At 72.6% G+C, this 18,023-nt stretch carries 13 protein-coding genes and 1 pseudogene; 8 read left to right on the top strand and 6 right to left on the bottom strand.

Features of this window, described 5'->3' with window-relative positions; translation table 11 throughout:
- Nucleotides 1–20 precede the first annotated feature (20 nt).
- Nucleotides 21–1,409, bottom strand: a pseudogene (locus tag O7615_RS30285) (hypothetical protein); the annotation flags it as partial.
- A 175-nt stretch (nucleotides 1,410–1,584) separates the two neighbouring features.
- On the opposite strand from O7615_RS30285, the gene O7615_RS30280 reads away from it, so the two are divergent.
- Nucleotides 1,585–2,307 (top strand): DUF305 domain-containing protein, encoded by a 723-nt coding sequence (locus O7615_RS30280; protein WP_278181204.1) that lies wholly within the window; start codon nucleotides 1,585–1,587, stop codon nucleotides 2,305–2,307.
- A gap of 46 nt (nucleotides 2,308–2,353) precedes the next feature.
- Nucleotides 2,354–2,914, top strand: coding sequence for a DinB family protein (locus O7615_RS30275; RefSeq protein ID WP_278181203.1), 561 nt, complete (start codon nucleotides 2,354–2,356; stop codon nucleotides 2,912–2,914).
- A gap of 49 nt (nucleotides 2,915–2,963) precedes the next feature.
- Here the strand turns inward: O7615_RS30275 and O7615_RS30270 are convergent, their stop codons facing one another.
- Nucleotides 2,964–4,088 (bottom strand): peptidoglycan-binding domain-containing protein, encoded by a 1,125-nt coding sequence (locus tag O7615_RS30270; RefSeq protein ID WP_278181202.1) that lies wholly within the window; start codon nucleotides 4,086–4,088, stop codon nucleotides 2,964–2,966.
- Between the two features lie 161 nt (nucleotides 4,089–4,249).
- Between O7615_RS30270 and O7615_RS30265 the strand changes: the two genes are divergently transcribed.
- Genes O7615_RS30265 through O7615_RS30255 form a run of 3 tightly spaced genes read left to right on the top strand, consistent with a single transcriptional unit; the run spans nucleotide 4,250 to nucleotide 7,940 of the window.
- Nucleotides 4,250–4,849, top strand: a complete 600-nt coding sequence (locus O7615_RS30265; protein ID WP_278181201.1) for a sigma-70 family RNA polymerase sigma factor — start codon at nucleotides 4,250–4,252, stop codon at nucleotides 4,847–4,849.
- A complete protein-coding gene (locus O7615_RS30260) occupies nucleotides 4,846–5,289 on the top strand; it encodes a hypothetical protein (protein ID WP_278181200.1) in 444 nt (147 codons plus the stop codon). The genes O7615_RS30265 and O7615_RS30260 overlap by 4 nt, the downstream gene beginning before the upstream one ends.
- A 2-nt stretch (nucleotides 5,290–5,291) precedes the next feature.
- Nucleotides 5,292–7,940, top strand: a complete 2,649-nt coding sequence (locus O7615_RS30255; RefSeq protein ID WP_278181199.1) for a CHAT domain-containing protein — start codon at nucleotides 5,292–5,294, stop codon at nucleotides 7,938–7,940.
- 8 nt (nucleotides 7,941–7,948) lie between these two features.
- Here the strand turns inward: O7615_RS30255 and O7615_RS30250 are convergent, their stop codons facing one another.
- A complete protein-coding gene (locus tag O7615_RS30250; protein ID WP_278181198.1) occupies nucleotides 7,949–9,310 on the bottom strand; it encodes a S8 family serine peptidase in 1,362 nt (453 codons plus the stop codon).
- A 177-nt stretch (nucleotides 9,311–9,487) separates the two neighbouring features.
- Here O7615_RS30250 and O7615_RS30245 point away from each other — a divergent pair, with 177 nt between their 5' ends.
- Together O7615_RS30245 and O7615_RS30240 are read left to right on the top strand one after the other, a co-directional pair.
- Nucleotides 9,488–11,089 (top strand): hypothetical protein, encoded by a 1,602-nt coding sequence (locus O7615_RS30245; RefSeq protein ID WP_278181197.1) that lies wholly within the window; start codon nucleotides 9,488–9,490, stop codon nucleotides 11,087–11,089.
- An 11-nt stretch (nucleotides 11,090–11,100) separates the two neighbouring features.
- A complete protein-coding gene (locus O7615_RS30240; protein ID WP_278181196.1) occupies nucleotides 11,101–12,441 on the top strand; it encodes a hypothetical protein in 1,341 nt (446 codons plus the stop codon).
- Between the two features lie 103 nt (nucleotides 12,442–12,544).
- Here the strand turns inward: O7615_RS30240 and O7615_RS30235 are convergent, their stop codons facing one another.
- A complete protein-coding gene (locus O7615_RS30235) occupies nucleotides 12,545–15,400 on the bottom strand; it encodes a M36 family metallopeptidase (RefSeq protein ID WP_278181195.1) in 2,856 nt (951 codons plus the stop codon).
- Nucleotides 15,401–15,601: 201 nt separating this feature from the next.
- Between O7615_RS30235 and O7615_RS30230 the strand changes: the two genes are divergently transcribed.
- The gene (locus O7615_RS30230) at nucleotides 15,602–16,096 is read left to right on the top strand and encodes a molybdenum cofactor biosysynthesis protein (RefSeq protein ID WP_278181194.1); all 495 of its coding nucleotides are present in this window, start codon (nucleotides 15,602–15,604) and stop codon (nucleotides 16,094–16,096) included.
- A 73-nt stretch (nucleotides 16,097–16,169) separates the two neighbouring features.
- On the opposite strand, the gene O7615_RS30225 is transcribed toward O7615_RS30230, so the two are convergent.
- Together O7615_RS30225 and O7615_RS30220 are read right to left on the bottom strand one after the other, a co-directional pair.
- Nucleotides 16,170–17,330 carry a GDSL-type esterase/lipase family protein gene (locus tag O7615_RS30225; protein ID WP_278181193.1) on the bottom strand — a complete coding sequence of 387 codons (1,161 nt, stop codon included), beginning with the start codon at nucleotides 17,328–17,330 and terminating at the stop codon, nucleotides 16,170–16,172.
- The gene (locus O7615_RS30220; protein WP_278181192.1) at nucleotides 17,327–17,878 is read right to left on the bottom strand and encodes a TetR/AcrR family transcriptional regulator; all 552 of its coding nucleotides are present in this window, start codon (nucleotides 17,876–17,878) and stop codon (nucleotides 17,327–17,329) included. Before O7615_RS30220 ends, O7615_RS30225 begins: the two co-directional genes overlap by 4 nt.
- Between the last annotated feature and the right edge of the window lie 145 nt (nucleotides 17,879–18,023).

Here is an 18,023-nt window from a genome sequence, read left to right as displayed (position 1 = left end):
GTGCAGGCCGGGTAGCTGGGCTGCGTCTGCACGTTCAGCTCGGCGAAGGCCACCGCGCGGGCGTTGTTGGTCAGCGGGTCGTCCAGCTTGAGGACGTCGAAGCCCTTCTGGATGTCGTTGGAGTAGATGTATCCGTTGTGGTAGTAGGTCGACCAGGCTCCACCGAGGATGCGGGCGGTGTCCGAGAGCGGACCCCGCTCCCAGAACGCGATCTCGACCGGGTTGGCCGAGTCGGTGAAGTCGATCACCGACACGCCGCCCTGGTACCAGGCCTGGACCATGATGTCGCGGCCCATCGCCGGGATCAGCGACCCGTTGTGCGCCACGCAGTTCTCCAGGCTGGTGTTCTCGCGCGGGATCTTGAAGTAGCTCCGGAAGACCAGCTCGCGGTCGGCACCGGCGCCGACGATGTCGTAGATCGCGTTGGCGCCCTGGTTGGCCCGGTAGCTGCTGGTGCAGATCGCACCGCTGCCGCCACCCAGCTCGTCGGTGAAGAGCACCTTGGTGCCGGCGTTGTTGAACGTGGCCGAGTGCCAGAACGCGAAGTTCGTGTCCCGGACCTGGCTGAGGATCACCGGCTGTTCCCGGTCGGAGATGTCCAACAGGACGCCGTCACCCATGCAGGCGCCGGCGGCCAGGTCCAGCTCCGGGTAGGCGGTGATGTCGTGGCAGCCGCTGGTGTTGGTGTTGCCCCCGTCCGGGAAGAACACCGGGGTGGCCACCACCGAGGCGCTGGTCGGGTCCGCCAGCGGCACCTTGATGATCGAGATCTTGTCGTGCGGCGGCTTGCAGTAGAACGCGCTGGCCGACGGGCTGTACGACTGGACGTAGACGTAGACGCTGCGGTGGTCCTTGCCCGGCACCAGCGTCAGGGTGTGTGAACCGCAGTCGGTGCGGACCGACTTGATGTACTGCGGGTTCGCCTTGTCGCTGATGTCGAAGATCCGGACGCCCTCCCAGGAACTCTCCTGGGCCACCGAGCCGCTGCCGCTGCTGCACGAGTCGTCGCTGCGCGGCGAGTCGACCGCGAGGAACAGCAGGTCGCCGAAGACCGACGGGTCGCCCTGCGCGCCCGGGCAGACGACCTGGCTGACCACCTGCGGCGAGGTGGGGTCGCTGACGTCGAAGACGTTGAAGCCGTTGTAGTTGCCGGCGAAGACGTAGTCGCCCTGGAACGCCAGGTCCGAGTTGTACGCGCTCTCGCTGGCGAACGCGCCGAACTTCGGAATGTTGGCGACCTGCTGGAGGTTGGGGGAGCTGACGATCTCGTCGACGCCCGGGATGGCGTTCGTGGCGGACTCGGCGGCGCTGCTCGCCGGGGCCGCCACCACGCCCGCGAGGACAAGGGCGGCTGTCGTGGCCAGGCTGATGGCCAGCCGTCGACTCCCTCGTGGGGTTGGATCGAACATGTAGGACACCCTTCGTCAAGGATGAGCGGGGGTAAGCGGGACCATAACCTTGTCGTGGCGGGGAGATCGTTGGCATTGTGGTCACGGTTCGGCAACACGAACGGCCGGGTGACGGTGCAGGCCGCCGCGGCGCTACCATCCCCGCCAAGCCTCGGACGACGGCGGGAGTCAGGTTGTGCTAGGCGTACGGATCCGGGCGCTCCTCGGGCGGTCGCGGCGGATCGTGCTGATCGAGTTGGCCGTGCTGGCGGTGTTGGCCGTCGGGGTCGCGGCGGTGCTGTGGTGGCCGGAGGGCGACCCGAAGCCGGCGGCGACGGCGAGCCCGCCGCCGCTCGCCCTGCCCGGCCTGCCGGACAGCACCGCGCCGGTGCTGATGCCCGGGCGTCCGGGTGAGCCGGCGAAGTCCCTGCCGGCGAACGAGATGTCGGCGCTGCCGCGCGCACCGCACAACAACGCCGACATCCGTTTCGTCACGATGATGATCCCGCATCACGAGCAGGCGCTGGTGATGGCCCGGCTGGTGGCGGAGCGCGGCGAGAACCCGAAGCTGAAGATTCTCGCGGATCGGATCCTGGCCGCCCAGGGGCCGGAGATCGGCGTGCTGGAGGCATGGCTGACCGACCGCGGGCTCGACCGTGACTCCGGCGGCGACCACCGGCACCGGATGGCCGGCATGCAGACGGCGGAGGCGTTGAACCGACTCACCGCCGCCCGGGGTGCCGAGTTCGACCGGATGTTCGTCGCCATGATGACCGACCATCACCAGGGCGCGATCGACATGGGCCGGGAGGCGCTGACGCTCGGCACCGACGTCACCGTCAACGAACTGGCCAGCAGCGTCGTGGTGGAGCAGGGCGTCGAGATCAACCGGATGCGCGACGCGCTGGCCAACCCGTAGGCGGTCCCACGCGGCGCGGCGGAACGGGTGCGGCGGAATGTCGGAGGTGGCCAATAGCATCCGGCTGACCGCCGACGAAGGGCCCATCATGATCGAGTCAACGCTGACCACCGAGCGCGCCGACCTGCTGCACGCCCTGGCACAACACCGCTTCTTCCTGCGCAACACCGCGCGGGGCCTGACCGACGAGCAGGCCGGTGCGCGCAGCACCGTGAGCGAGCTGTGCGTCGGCGGGCTGATCAAACACGTCGCCCAGATGGAGCAGGGCTGGGTCGACTTCATCGTCGACGGCCCCGACGGGTCGCTACCCTCCACCGACCCCGACACCTACGAGCGTTACGCGCAGGCGTTCCGGATGCTGCCGGGTGAGACCCTCGCCGGCGTCCTCACGACGTACGACGAGGTCGCCCGGCGCACCGACGAGCTGGTCCGCACCCTGCCGGACCTGGATGCCAGCCACCCCCTGCCGGAGGCGCCCTGGTTCGAGCCGGGTGCCCACTGGTCGGCCCGTCGGGCGCTGCTGCACATCATCGCGGAGACGTCCCAGCACGCCGGCCACGCCGACATCGTCCGGGAGGCCATCGACGGTGCCAAGTCCATGGGGTGACGCCGCCGGCCCGAGGCACCGCCACCCCCGTGACCTCGATGCCCGGGTCCTAGCGGACCCAGGCCGTCGTGGGGTGGTGGTGGGCGCTGCGTACCGTCGGCCAGTCGTACCTGTCGGAGGTCGGGCTCTCGATCGTCGCCAGGCCACCGTTGCCGTTGACGAACGCGGCCAGGCGGCGCTGGAAGGACAGCCACAGCTGGTGGGCCGCGCCGAACACCGTCGTCGACATGGCGCTGTCGAGAGCCGCCGTGGTCCGGTCCGCGCCGCGGGCGTAGAAGACGAACTCGCCCGCGCTGGCGGCGGTGTAGCCGAACTCGCGGTTGCCGCTGACCGGGTGCCCGCCGTCGTCCGGCGTCCACAGCGTGGAGAAGACCCAGTGGTCGGCCGCCACCTCGGCCGCCACGACCGCCCCGTCGTCGACGTTGACGCCGGACGAGAACATGTCGATGGAGAGCACCGCACCCGGGAACGCCGTCGGCAGGAGCGGTGGCAGCCACGCCGCGGTGTCGACGAGCGGCTCGTACGGCTGGAAGACGCACCCGTTCGGCGGGCCGTCCACGAAGTTGTTGAAGTTGCGGCGGACGAACTCCAGCAGCTTCTCCGCGGTCATGGTGCTGCCGCCCTCCGTCGGCATCGCCGAGACCCGCACCGGGTAGAAGTCCAGGTTGACCGGTCCCTTGGCATCCTCGATCGCGTGCACGACCCGGCTGGCGGAGAAGAGGCCGAACCGGGCGTTGAGCGCCGCCTGCATCGGCCCGGCCGGCCGGAAGCTGATCAGCCGCTCCCAGGCCTGCAGCGCCGGCGAAGCCGGCACCGGCGTCGGCGGTGGCACGACCGTCGGCGCGGGCGTGAACAGCGCGTTGAGGCGACCACTGGTGCCGGGCCCGACCACGCCGTCGTGCTGGGTCATCCCCGCCGGCACGGCGAGCCGTTGATCGATCTTGAACTTCCGTACGGCGGCGGCGGTGGCGTCGTCGTAGGCCAACGTGACATCCACCGGATAGCCCAGATCGCGCAACGCACGCTGGATGGCGCCCACGGCGTCCGGGTCGTTGGGGCCGTCCACCGTCAGGTCGCCGTTCTTGTCGAAGCCGTCCGGGGTCATGCGCGCCCCCGCGACGCAACGCTCGAATTGGTCGATCCCGGCAAATCTCGGTGCGATCACGGCACTCATCGTCAGCTCCTCGGGGCAGTTGTCGGTCCACTCACGCGGGACGAGAGGCGCGTCGCCGACAGGTTGATACGACGCGCGGGTATTCAGCGCGTACCGGCGCGACTCTTGCTGCCATAGGCTGCACGTATCGAGTGCTCATACCCCTGTCCGAGGTGGTCGGTGTGGTGACGCGGGTTGACGATGACAACGCCGAGTTGCTGCGGCGTGCCGGCGATGGCGACCAACAGGCGTGGAACACCATCGTCGACCGGCACAACGGTCTGTTGTGGTCGGTCGCCCGCAGCTTCCGGCTCGGCCACGCGGAAGCTGCCGACGCCGTGCAGAACACCTGGCTGCGGCTCGTGGAGCACCTGGATCGGGTGACCGAGCCGGACCGCCTCGCCAGCTGGCTGGGCACCACCGTGCGCCGGGAGTGCCTCCAACTGCTCCGCCGGACCGCGCGCCAGCACACGTCCGCCTTTCCGGAACTCCTCGTCGAGATCGCCGACCCGGGCCCACCGCTGGACGCGGGCCTCCTGCTCGCCGAGCGGGACGCCGCGCTGTGGCGCGCGTTCGAGACGCTCCCCGCGCGGTGCCGGCAGCTGCTCCGCGTGCTGATGGCGAGCCCGCCGCCGGCGTACGCCGAGGTCGCCGCCGCGCTCGACATGCCGATCGGCTCGATCGGCCCGACCCGGCAGCGGTGTCTCGCCCAGCTGCGTGCGACGGTGAGCGCGGCCCCGGCGCTCGCGGACCACGTGCCGACCACCGAGGATCGATCATGACCGACCGTGATGATGCGCTGAGCAACCGGCTACGCGCCCTCGCCGGCCAGGTGGACCCGCCCCCCGCCGCCGTGGACCAGGCCGCCCGCGCCGCGCTGGCCACCCGCCGTCTGGCCGAGGAGTACGCGGCGCTGGTGCGGGACTCGGCGACCGACGTGCCGGAGCTGGTGCGGGGCGACGGTGACGAGCCGCGCCTGCTGTCCTTCGAGTGCCGCACGACCACGGTCGAGGTGCAGGTCCGCTACGTCGGTGACGTGCTGGCCCTCCGTGGGCTGGTGTCCGGCGCGTCCGGCGACGCCGTACTGGAGACACCGTCCGGCCGCCGCGTGGTCCCGCTGGACGGCGGCGGATGGTTCTCGGTGGACGGCCTGCCACCGGGGCTGTACCGATTCCGGCTGGAGTCCGACGGTCCGGTGACCACCGGCTGGGTGACGCTCTGACCGTGGCACCGCCGCGCGCGCCCGCGGCCCGGTCGTTGGCCGAGTCGGCCCTGGAACTGGTCGGCCGCGACCCGAGGGCGGCGCTGGCGCTCGCCGACGCGGCGGCCGCCGCCGCGCGGCGCGAACGCGACCCGGGGGCGGGCTCGACCGCGCACCGGGCGGCCGGGCTGGCCCTGCGCGAGCTGCCCGATCTGGCCGGGGCGGAACGGCGGCTGCGCGCCGCGGTCACCGCCGGCGACCGGGGCGGCGACGAGCAGGCGGCGGCGCTGGCCCGGATGAGTCTCGCACTGGTGCTGCTGGACCGTGGGCGCATCCGGGCCGCGCTCTCCGCCGCCGACCGGGCGGCCGGCGTGCTGCGCGGCCTGCCGGCGGCGCGGCTGAAGAGCCAGCGGGCGCTCATCCTGCAACGCGCGGGCCGGCTGGACGAGGCGCTGGCCGCCTTCGCGGAGGCGCTGCCGGTACTGCGCCGCTCGGGTGACGCGCTGTGGGAAGCCAGGGCGTTGAACAACCGGGGCCTGCTGTACGGCTACCGGGGCGCCCTCGCCGCCGCCGAGGCCGACCTGGAGCGGGCCCGGGGGTTGCATGCCGCCCTCGGGTTGGCGAAGTTCGCCGCCGACGTCGACTGGAACCGCGGCTTCGTGGCGGGCCGCCGGGGCGACGTGCCGGCGGCGCTGGCCCGGTTCGACGCGGCGGAGAAGGCCCTGGTGGGCAGCGGCGCGGTCCACCCGCAACTGTACGTCGACCGGGCCGAGGTGTTGCTCGGCGTCGGCCTGGCGGAACAGGCGCGGGACGTGTTGCGCCGTACCATCACGATCCTGCGCAGCGGCGGCCAGGACGCGGACCTCGCCGAGGGGTTGGTCCTGCTCGCCCGTGCCGCGTTGGACGCCGGCGACCCGGCGGAGGCGGCGACCGTCGCCCGGCAGGCCCGCACCCGCTTCGCCCGGCAGGGCCGGGCCGGCTGGGCACTACAGGCGGGCGTCATCGAACTGCGCGCGGCCGAGCTCGCCGGCGCGCCGGCCGCCGGGCTGTTGCGGACCGCGCTTGCCCGTGCCACCGCCCTGGCCGCCGTGGGCTGGCGCGCGGCCGAGTTGGACGCCCGCCTCACGGCCGCCGCGGCGGCGACCCGGCTCGGCCGCGCGGAACTGGCCGACGACCAGCTCGCCCGCGCGTCCGCCGCGCGCCGCGCCGCCTCCCTCGACGTGCGCACCCGCGCCTGGTACGCGAGCGCGATGCGGCAGGTCGCGGACGGCAACCGGGGCCGGGCACTGGCGGCCCTGCGCGCCGGGCTCACCGCCGTGGAGCGCCGGCAGGCGGCCGTCGGCGCCACCGAGTTCCGGGTGCACGTCGCCGCGCACGGGGTACGCCTGGCCCAGCTGGGGCTGTCGCTGGCGATCGACGGCGGCGATCCACGGGCGGTGCTGCGCTGGGCCGAGCGGGTGCGGGCCAGGTCCCTGCGGCTGCCGCCGGCGCGACCACCGGCGGACGAGGAGCTGGCCGCGGCCCTCGCCGAGCTGCGGCGCCTGTCGGCGGCGCTGCTCGCCGCCCAACTCGACGGGAAGGAGTCGGGTGGCCTGGCGCTGCGGCAGCGGGCCGCCGAGGAGCGGGTGGTCCGGGCCAGCAGGACCGCCCCCGGTGCCTGGCCCGCGCCGGTCGGGCCGGGGCCGGCGCCGGCCACGCTGCGCGCCGAGCTGGGGGACGCGGTCCTCGTCGAGTACGTCCAGCACGACGGCGAACTCCTCGCGGTGACCCTCGGCCCGCGCGGCTGCCGGCTGCATCGCCTCGGGCCGGCGGCACCGGTCGGCAGCGCCGTCCAGGAGGCGCACTTCGGTCTGCGGCGGCTCGCGCTCGGCTTCGGCACCTCCCGGGGCGCCGACCAGGTCCGGCGGGCGACCGCCGCTGCCGCGGGCGCGTTGGACGCCGCGCTGGTGGCGCCGCTCGCCGCCGTCGTGGCGGACCGGCCGGTCGTCATCGTGCCCACCGGGGCGCTGCACGCCGTGCCGTGGGGCCTGTTGCCCGATCTCGCGGCCCGTCCGGTGCGCGTGGCCCCATCGGCCGCGGCGTGGCTGCGGGCGGCGACCAGGCCCGTGCCGCACCCCGCCGGCCCGGTGGTGCTGGCCGCCGGGCCCGGTCTGCCGGCGGCCCACACCGAGGTCGTCGGGGTGGGCCGCACCTACGACCGGGCCCGGGTACTCGTCGGGGATGAGGCGTCGGCCGCGGCCGTGACCTCGGCGCTGGACGGTGCCGGCCTCGCGCATCTCGCGGCGCACGGGCGGCTGCGCACCGACAACCCACTCTTCTCCGCGTTGGACTTCGCCGACGGCCCGCTGACCGTCTACGACCTGGAGCGGCTGGGCCGGGCGCCCCGGCTGGTCGTCCTGCCGGCCTGCCAGTCGGGCACGTCGGCGGTGCGGGCCGGCGACGAGCTGATGGGCCTGGCGACCGCGCTGCTCGCGCTCGGCACCCGGACGGTGGTCGCCGCCGTCGCACCGGTGCACGACGTAGCGACCTCCGACCTGATGGAGTCACTGCACCGGCGGTTGCGGGCCGGCGTACCGCCCGAGTCGGCGGTGGCCGCCGCCCGCGCGGAGGTCGGCCCGACCGGGCCGGCGGCCTGGGCCGCGGCCGCCTCGTTCAGCGTGTTCGGAGCCTGAGCGGGCGATCAGGCGGTCGGCGGGCGGTCGGTGTCGGTGTAGTCGGCGGGCGGGACGTAGATACGGCCCAGCCCGTCCCACCGCGACGCGTCCAGCTCCTCGACGAACGCGAGCGCCACCTGCCGGGGAGTGCGTTCGCCCCGGGCGTCCCGGACCCGCCGGGCGATCTCGGCGGCGACCAGCACGGTGGCGAACGACGTGCCGCTCCAGGCGGCCCAACCCCGCAGGACCCGGTCGCCGTCGTGCGCCGGGTAGGTGCCCCGCACGTACGAGCTGACCAGGTCCCGCGCCGGTGCGCAGACGTCCACCCAGGGACCGCGGTTGGAGAAGTCGGTCTCGGCCGGCCCGCCGCCGGTGGAGTCGTACCCGGCGACGGCGATCACGCCGGGCAGCGCGGCCGGCCAGAAGAGCCGGGTGGCGCCGTCGTTGTTGCCGGCGGCGGCCACCACGACCACGTTCTCGCCCTTGGCGGCGATGGCGTCCGTCAGCGTCGGGGGCGGCAGGTCGTCCTCCGTGTACCCACCGAGGGAGAGGTTGACCACGGGCGCGGTCGTCTCGTGCAGCTCGGCGGCGATCGAGGCGTCGTCCCCCACGCCGCTGGCGTCCAGCACCAGACCCGGATCGACGCGCAGGCCGGGGGCCGCCCGCTGCGCCAGACCGCAGGCGAAGAGCCCGTGGCCGGACTGGCTGGCCAGGATCCGGGTGTCGTTGGCCGACGTGCGCGACGGTGGCCGACCGTCGACGTACGTGGCGCGCCGGTCGTCCCGGTTCGGGAACAGCCGGCCGTCGAGCCCCGGATGCAGGCTCTCCCAACCATCGGGCAGGCCGGTGTCCAGGACCGCGAGGTCCACGCCGGTGCCGTTCCCCGGTGCGGCGCGGAACGCGGCCGGCGGCTCGGCGACCGGGCGCGGCTCGCCACCCGGACCGCCCTGGTAGAGCGGTTCGCCGAAGAAGACGTGGTTCAGCGCGACGGCGACACCACCGCCACCGCCCGCGCAGCTCACCCCGGTGGAGAGGCGGTCCCGCAGCTCGTGGACCAGCGCCAGGTGCTCGGCCGGGCTGACCTGCTCCGGCAGCCGCCACAGGCTGCGTCCCACCTCGGGCAACCGCTCGCCGAGATCCTGCTCCGCGTCCAGTCCGATGCTCCGCCGCCAGTCGCCGGGATCCTTCTCCACCGGGCAGGCGTTGTAGTAGCCGCTGAGCCGATCGGCGAGGCGGTCCCGGGCGGCGACGGTCAGCACCAGATCACGCGGCCGGTAGTAGGCGTGCGCGGTCGCCGCGATCGGCGACAGCCCGCCTCGGGCGGCCAGTTCCCGCTCCCGCAGCTGCCGGAGACTGGCGCGCTCGGCCGCGCGCTCTGCTGCGCTCATCGGACCTCCAACGACTCGGCGTAACCCAACGGCTACCAGAGTTCCGCCGTCCCGCGCTGATACGACACCGGCCGAATGGGCGGACGTATCAGACGCGCAGCGACCGGCATCGCAAAGGGGCACCGTTCGACCGAGAAAACGGCGGAGCAGGATCCCGCCATTGAGGAGGCATCGACCATGCCGAACGAACTGGAGAATCTCATCTTCGCCACGCTCGACCGGATCGTGGGTCGCGTGCTCGGCTCACGACCCACCACGATCGACGGCGAGCAACTCGACGAGACCGTGTACTCGCACCTCAAGCAGGGCATCCTGATCGACCCGGTCACGTACCGGGATCCGTGGGTGCCCGGCGGTACGACCGTCGACCTGACCGCGCCGGGTGCCGTGCCGGAGATGAACCGGAGCCGGTACGCCGCCTGGCGTACCGCCGAGCTGACCAACGACATGCTCATGGTGACCACCGACGGTTCCTACCGACCCTACCGATCCGGCCGTCACCTCGACGCGCAGTACGAGGCGATCCTGACCCAGATGCAGCCGGCGCCGCCGCCACCGGTCAATCCGGAGGTGCGCCAGCGGGTCGACGAGGCGACCCGGCTGCTGCACGTCCTCGACGAGCAGGGCGACATCGTGGACGACACGCCCCTCTACCGGCGCTACCAGGACAAGGCCCAGGCGTACGCCGAGGCGCGGGCCGAGTTCGCCGAGGAGCAGCTCAGGGCGCAGGCCGACCCGGCGCGGCTGGCGATCTGGCCGCAGCTGTCGATCCCGTTGAAGGCCAAGGTGGACCGGGCCTACGACGCGTGGAAGACGTCGGGCGCGGCGAAGGTCGAGGCGGCGCTGGCGACGATCAAGGCGGAGGGCCGGCCGATCACCGAGGCGATGGTGGCCAGCGCCCGCAATGAGTTCGACAAGTGGAGCCTGGTGCTGTCCGGTGTGGAGCTGATCACCCCGTACACCTACGTGGAGCCGGCCGGCTGGTGCGACCCGACCAGGACCGACATCGGCTGGACCAGGTTGAAGATCAGTAGTGCGGAGGCCAACGGGCACGTCGCCTCCGGCAGCAGCAGCTTCGCCCGGTCGTACTCGACCAGCCACTCCTCCTCGACCAGCGTCGGCGGGCAGGTCGGGTACGCGTTCCTGTTCGTCGGCGGCGACTACGGCACCGCGGAGAGCGAGTCCACGTGGGGCTCCACGGCGTCGAAGGACTCCAGCTACGAGTTCCGCAACGACGGCTCCGACTTCTCGCTGGAACTGGAGTGGGCGCTGTGCCGGGTCCAGCGGCGCTGGCTGCGTACCGATCTCTTCGCCATGCAGAACTGGTATCTGCCCGGCCAGAAGAAGCACTGCATCAGCGACGGTACGATCGCCAGCCAGTCCCTCAACGAGCGGCCGATGATGCCGATGATCCCGATGGACTTCCTGGTCATCCGCAACGTCCGGATCCACAGCAAGAAGTGGGGCAGCGACGGCCGGGTCCTGTCGTCGATGTACGACAGCAGCAAGGGCGACTACCGGGCCTCCAGCACCAGCTACGGTGGCGGCGGTGGGGTGAGTCTCGGCTTCATCACGTTCGGCGGGCGGGTCAGCCACGCCCGCTCGGATGCCTCGGCACAGTACGAGGCGGAGCACCGCTCGACGGACAGCAGCGACTGGGGCTGGCGGTTCGAGGACGGCACGCTGGAGATCCGGGGCGCGCAGATCGTCGGGTGGGTGTCCTCGATGACGCCGCCGTGCCCGCCGATGGACGACCCGACCCTCGCGGCCGACCGGTAGCGGGCACCGTCATGGCCGAGAACGGCATCGCCACGCTGCAACGGGCGGTACGCGACTACTTCGAGTCGCTCGTACCCGAGGGGATCGGACCGGCTGCCCTCGCGTTCGAACAGATCGGCCGCCCGCTGGACCCGGCGGACTTCCGGGCCCGGCCGGGCGTGCCCGCCGGGCCGGCCGGCGCTGAGGAGACCGCCCGGCTCACCAACCACACCATGCGCGTGTCGGCGGGCATCGCCACCCGCACCATGCTTCCGCTCACGTCGTTGCAGGATTTCGTGCTCGCCGCGGAACCGGCCGCCGGGCTGGACGCGCCGCGGGTGGCGCTCTTCGAGCGCATCAAGGCGGGCATCGCCCGCGAGTACGCCAGCAGCCGCCAGGTCTCGCTGTACGGACCCGACGAGTACGTGGCCGTCGCCGTCGATCCCCGGCGCTGGTACGACGCCGACGGCGGGTGGACCCGCTACCGCTTCGACACCGGCAGCCCGCCGGCGACCGGTGCGGTGACGGACCCGCCCGCCGGCGGTGCCGAACAGGCGTGGGCGTTCCAACTGGCCGAGCCGGAGCTGGCGGAGGTGCTCGACCAGCCACCCACGGCGACCCGGGAGCTGTGGCAGTCACTCGTGGAGCAGCCGGGCCCGCTCGACGACCCGGCGGAGCTTTCCGCGCTGGCCGTGGACCGGGTCCGCGTCGAACTCGCCGATCTACTGGATCGCTTCCACCAAGGCGGGTTGCGGTACCGGCCGGGGACCGTGCCGGAGATCGGCGATCGGGTCGACGTGCTCGACGCCGTCCGCGTCGCCGACCTGGCGATTCCGGACGTCGCCCAGCGGGCGTTCGCGGTCGAGTCGTACCGGATAGCCAACGACCTGCCCGCACCGGCCGCCCTGGCGGACTTCGTCGAGCTTGTCGAGGTCGCCGAGAGGTACCGCGTGGTGGCGGCGCCGCGGCCGGTGGTCGTGCCGGTCCACACCGGGAGGGTGACGGTCGACTTCGAGTACCAGTTGGTGTCGGTCGCCCGCGACTGGTGGTGTGCGCCGCTGCTGGAACTCGGCTCGTGGCACGTGCCGGGCATCCGACGCGGGCAGTTCTCCGACGGCCGGTCGAGGGAGAACGCCGGCCGGGCACCGACCGTCCCCGTCGCCTTCCTGGCCGTCCGCGACCTGCGACTCACCGGCACGTGGACCGCGCAGGACCGGGACGCCCTCGGTAGGTCGATGGCCCTCGGCCCGTTCAGTCTGCTCGGCCGGTCGGTCAACGCGCAGGCGGAGGAGGTGACGGTGACCGTGCCGGGCTGCCAGCTGGTGGCCTGGATCTGCGAGACGCTGCCGATGCTCCCGCCCGCCGAGGGGTAGGTCGGGGCGGTGGCGTCGTCGCCCGAGCCGGACCGGTACCGGCGGGGGGCGTTCCATCGTCCGGAACGCTCCCCGCCGGCGCCCACCTGGCCGGTGGTGTCGGTCAGCCGGTGAACCTGAAGTAGGCGCGGAACTGGAAGCCGTCGTCGAGGGTCAGGACGAACTCACGGCAGGTGCCGGCCCAGCTCGGGTCGGTCTTCCACACGTAGTTGTACCTGCCCTTGGCGTTGGCCGACAGCTTCGACCTGCCCGGGTTGACGGCCGGGACGGGAACGGGTCGCGGGGTGATCGACCCGTCGGGGTTGACGGTCTCCAGGGTGTCGCAGTCGACCAGCCGGGAGTAGGGCGACCCGCTGGCGAGGATGTCCAGGCCACGGTTGGCGGCCAGGGTGAACGTCATCGGTGCGGCGCTGCCGGCCTTCGCCCTGTTGAGGGCCGGCTGCGCGGAGCGGCCGTCGAAGTCACCCTGGCAGGACGGGTGGGTGTCGAACGCCTCGGTGTTGTCGTCCCGGTTGGTGGTGCCCTGCACGGCGCTGTAGCCGAGGCCGCGGCGGGCGAACGAGGCCCACAGCGTGCAGGCGTTGTCGCCGCCGGTGAGGGCGGCGTCGGCGGCGATGATGGCGTCGCGGCCGACGACGAAGCCCGGGCCGCAGCCCTGCAACTTGAGCCCGTCCATCACCAGTTGCATGGAGAGGTTGTTGCCGCCGCTGTGCCAGGGGCCGTAGACGTTCGGGTTCAGGCCGTGCCGGTCGATCAGGTCCCAGGTCACGTCCCACAGCACGGCGGCCCAGCCGTGCCCGATGCCGTGCGGCGCGGCCAGGGTGGCGCCGTCCAGCCACCCACCGGTCTTGATGCTGTCGTAGGTGAACGGCTGGATCTGCATGTTCCGCGAGTAGGGCCGGGGCCGCAGGCCGGCGCCGCTGCGGTCGTCCTGGTAGAGGATGTACGGCACCAGGCCACGCGAACCGTCGGCCGTGTCGAGCCTCGGGTCGAGCAGCGTGGTGACCGCGAAGTAGTCGCTCCAACCCTCGCCCATCTGCTCGTTGCCGCTGAGGCAATTGATGCCCGGCCCACCGGTGAGCCGGTTGGAGATGCCGTGGCCGTACTCGTGGATGACGATCCCGGCGTCGAGGTCGCCGTCGCGCATGCCGGGGTGGTCGGGGTGCTTGCGTACCGAACCCGTGACGGTGCCATCGGCGATCGCGGCCTTGATGGCGGCCCCGTCGGCCTGGGTCACCGCGACCGCCGCGATGGTGACCGGTGCGGTCGTCATGGCGCCGGTCAGCACCGGCGCGGCACCGGCGGCGTTGTGCGCGACCACCACCGCGTCGGCACCGAGGGACTCGGCGACCTGGGTACGCAGGAGGTAGGTGCAGGCCGTCGTGCCGCCGTCGACCACGGCGATCCAGCCGCCGGCCGGCAGGCTGTCCGGGTACGCGGCCGTGGCGCAGCCGGTGCCGGCGTACACGAACTGGCGTCCCGGCAGGCCGGCGTTGGTGGGCGCCGGGCTGTACCGCGCCCAGCCGGCGTCGAACGAGCCCACCCCGTCCAGCACGACCTGGTTCTGGGCGCCGAACTGGTTGCCGGGCCACAGGTACATCTGCATTCGCGGGGTGCCCACACCGTCCACCGCCGGGGTGGAGAAGTTCGCGTTGTTCGTACCGCCGCCGTCGGCCGCCTCGGCGTGGACGTAGTCACCGCCGACGCCACCCCGGCCGTAGTTGTTGGCCTGGAAGTTCCCCGACGCCTCGTCGAAGCCGTAGCGGTACGAGACGTCGTGGATGATGTTGTTCCAGTAGAACAGGTTCGCGGTGGCGGCGTCCCGGTAGCTCTGCGGGTTCTCGGTCAGGTCGAGCGGGAAGTCGAAGTTCAGCGACGGCCCGCCGTCCGGGCTGCTGCCGAAGTCCGCCGCGTTGTTGTTGTCCTGGTCCTGGTAGGCGTGGACGTTGTTGCCCTGGGTGGTGGTGAACTCGGGGCCCGGCGCGCCGTCGGTGTCGTGCCAGCCGTACGGTGAGGCGAGCCCGTCGGCCGGGTTGGTCACCAGGCGGCGGGGGCCGTCGTTCGGGCTCTCGGTCGGGTAGCCGTAGACCCGGTAGGCCGAGCCGTCCTGGACGGGGTCGGGCGTGCCCAACTTCCCGCCGTGGCCGTGGCCGTGGTTGTGGTTGTGGTTGTGGCGGTGCGCCAGCCCTCGGCCGGACACGTGCCCGAGCGTGGTGGACAGCTCGGCCACGTTCTCCTGGGTGGTCCAGTCGTCGGCGCCCAGCAGGTCACCGGTCTCGGCGTCGACGGTGGCGTTCCACAGGTGCACGTCGGAGGCGTCGTCGATCACCAGTTGCCACGCCAGGCGGAGCCCGTCGCCGGTCGGCTGCCAGCCCAGCTTCGCCGGGATCGGCTCGTCGGAGATGCCGCTGCCGCTCACCACGGTGCGTTGGGCGGGGCCGCCGGCCCGGCTCATCACCCGTGGGCTGGCCGGGTCGGCCAGGTCGAGTGCCTCGGCCGCCGCCTCGACCGCCTGCACGGCGTCGAGGTCCGCCGTGCCGGAGGCGTTGCCCGACAGGCCGGACACCAGCGTGTCACCGACGAAGACGACGCTGCCGTCGCGGGCGATGTTGACCGTCGCGGTGGCGCCGAAGACCTCCAGCTCCCGGTGCCGCTGGGTGAGGTTGACGTGGGTGACCCCGTTGTGGCGGCTGGTGTAGCTGGACAGCACGGCAAGGTCAGCGAGGTCGGCCGTGGTCACGCCGTGCGGGGTGGGATTGGTCCGCAGGTAGCGGATGGCGATCTCTTCCGGCGAGCCCTCGTTGGGCCCGGTGAGGAAGATCGGGTTCTGCGCGGCGCCTGCCTCCGGGGCGGCCGAGGCGGGCTTCGCGACGATCGAGGTCAGGCTGGCGACGAGGACCGTGGACAGCAGCAACGCGCCGCTGCGTCGGGCACGGGACGGTACGGGTCGTAGGGGCACCTCTGCTCCTTCGGGGGTAGGAAAGGACAGCATGGAGCGCCGATCCACCACCGGGGAGATCACGGTAGGCGATCACGACCGGCGAAGTGGATCGCATCGACGCTACGGTGTCGCCTGTGGCCAGTCACCCCTTCGGTCGTTAAATATTTCGATCACTCGATACCTGAGGTGGGCCGGGGTGCGGCGCCGTAGAGTTTGGCCATGCCGGAGATCGTCCAGCTGCTGGCCTCGCCCACGCACCGCTTCGTGGGCCGGCCGGCGGACGGCCCGGCGCCCGCTCCGGCCGGCGAACTGGTGGACGAGGTCGAGGTCCGGGCCGAGCTGGGCATCGTGGGCGACCGGTACTTCGGCAAGGCCGCGCACCGCGAGGCGAGCGTGACCGTCATCGCGGCGGAGTCGCTGCCGCCGGGTGCCGGCCTGGCACAGGTCCGGCGCAACATCCTGACCAGGGGCATCGCCGTGGACGAGCTGGTCGGTTCGGTACTGGTGCTCGACTCGGGCGAGGGGCCGGTGCGGCTGCGGGCGAACCGCGCGGCGCATCCCTGCGCGTGGATGGACATCACCATCGGCCCCGGTGCGTGGCGAGGGCTGCGCGGACGCGGCGGCATCCGCTGTACGCCGGTGACCGGTGGCGTCCTGCGGGTCGGCCCGGTGGACGTACTGGTCGAGGACGGGCCGGCCCGGCAGCGGACCTGACCGCACCCCGGGCCCTGGTGATCGTGATCCTGCGTCGACGACACCGATGCTGCGCGCCCCCGCGCAGGCAGGCTCAGCGCGGGCCCGCCGGGGGCCAGGTGTCGACCTTGTGGAGGTGTTCGGCGAAGCGTTCTCCGATGAGGCGGTGCGCCTCGGTGCTGGGGTGCAGGCCGTCAGGGAGAGGGTAGGTGCCGGCGTCGGCCGGCCCGTAGAGGTCGAGCCCGTTGACGTGGTGGAGGTTCTGATCGTCTGCTCGGCGTTCGGCGACGGAGCGGAGCGCGTCGCGGATGACGTCGAGCGTCAGGCGCCCCTGCGCGGTGTCGCCGCGAGTGCCGGTTGCGGTGAACATCACCTGGTCGGTGCCGAGCGTGGCGGGGTCGAAGCCGCCGGGGCCGGGGGTGTCCTCGTGGATGTCGCAGAAGATCGGCGAGATGAGGATCAACGGGGTACGCGGGTGACCCTCGCGGATGGTGTCGAGGAAGCCGTGCACGGCGGGCACGAAGGCCCGCAGGCGCATCGCGTCGAAGTTGACGACGTTGATGCCGAGTTTCACGCTGATGATGTCCGCGGGGATGTCGCGGATGACGCGGGCCATGAACGGGTCGACGAGCGCGCTGCCGCCCAGCCCGAGGTTGCGCAACTCGACGCCGCCGACGCCGCGTGCCGCGACGGCGGGCCAGATCTGGCTCGGCGCGGTGGCGTTCGAGCCGTGGCTGATGGAGCTTCCGTGGTGTACCCAGACGCGGCCCGGCGCGCCCACGGACTCGACGGCGGCATCGGCGGACAGGGCGACCAGCTCGGTCGACTCGTTGTGCGGAAGCCAGACCTCCACCATCTTGTCGCCCGGCGGGAGGCCGGTGACGCCGGTGGTGTGGTCGGGCCCCGCGTGGACGCTGGACACACCGGTGCGCAGGTCGATCTCGATGCGGTCGCCACCGGTCAACTCGTCACGGACGTGAAGAGCACCGTCGACGACGACATCGATGCGCCCTCGCGGCCGGGCAGTACCGACGTACGCGACATGCGTGGGGTGAGTCACCAGCTCGAACCGTGTTGCGGTGCTGCGAAAGACGATGCGCGCTCCGGAGGGTTGGGCCTCCATCGCCAACAGTTGCGGGTCGGGAAACTGTTCTCGTGCCCACCGCGGCACACGATGCGGGGTGAGCCCACGGGGGGTCGGCTCGAGTTCGGCGACGCCACGGACGAGGTCGGTACCGAGGGGGACCGGGATCATGACTCTTCTCCTCGTTGGGGCCACGTCCGCAGGGCGCGGTCCAGGGCGTCCAGTGCGGCCGACCAGGACTCGTCGGGAGGCTCGGGCCGGTGGGCGAATGCGCCCGTGCGCGTGAGCGCGAGGAACCCATTGAGCGTCGCGGCGACCAGGCGCGCCGCGTGGACCACTCCCGAGCGGGGGATCTGGTAGCCGCGCAGCACGGCGATGGTGAGCGAAGCCACCCGCTCGGCCTCGGGAGAGCGCGCCGTCTCCACCGCGGCCGGGTGCTGCAGCGCGCTCCACATCCCAGGTCGGCGCGACGCGTACGTGCGGTGCGCGTCCGCGAATCCGCGCAGCGCAGCGTCACCCGACAGCCCCGCGATCGCATCTGCGATCGTCGCCGCCAGTTGTCCGAGCGCGAGCTGATGAACACCGTCGAGCAACGCCGCATGGTGCTGTACGTGCTCGTAGAGACTGGCCGGCTTGACGTCGACGTGGCGCGCCACGGAGGACATCGTGACGGCCTCGAACCCGTCCCGATCGGCAAGCTCGGCGGCTGCGTCGATCACGGCGGCGCGACTGAGACGTACTCGGGGCATGGCGTAACCCTACACACCTTAGGCGTAAACCTAAAATGATTAGGCTCACGTCACCTTGCCCACCCGGCGTGACGGCGCGGGCCCGGCCGGTCGCACCGGCCGGGCCCGCCCACGA

The organism is Micromonospora sp. WMMD1082, from assembly GCF_029626175.1.
Classification (GTDB): Bacteria; Actinomycetota; Actinomycetes; order Mycobacteriales; family Micromonosporaceae; genus Micromonospora.
The sequence above is the reverse complement of the archived record's forward strand: the minus strand, read 5'-3'. Positions and strand labels throughout refer to the sequence as shown.

Coding starts and splice junctions, on each gene's coding strand:
- O7615_RS30270 (WP_278181202.1), bottom strand. CDS start 4,088: ATGAGTGCCGTGATCGCACCGAGATTTGCCGGGATCGACCAATTCGAG.
- O7615_RS30260 (WP_278181200.1), top strand. CDS start 4,846: ATGACCGACCGTGATGATGCGCTGAGCAACCGGCTACGCGCCCTCGCC.
- O7615_RS30250 (WP_278181198.1), bottom strand. CDS start 9,310: ATGAGCGCAGCAGAGCGCGCGGCCGAGCGCGCCAGTCTCCGGCAGCTG.
- O7615_RS30245 (WP_278181197.1), top strand. CDS start 9,488: ATGCCGAACGAACTGGAGAATCTCATCTTCGCCACGCTCGACCGGATC.
- O7615_RS30240 (WP_278181196.1), top strand. CDS start 11,101: ATGGCCGAGAACGGCATCGCCACGCTGCAACGGGCGGTACGCGACTAC.
- O7615_RS30230 (WP_278181194.1), top strand. CDS start 15,602: ATGCCGGAGATCGTCCAGCTGCTGGCCTCGCCCACGCACCGCTTCGTG.
- O7615_RS30225 (WP_278181193.1), bottom strand. CDS start 17,330: ATGATCCCGGTCCCCCTCGGTACCGACCTCGTCCGTGGCGTCGCCGAA.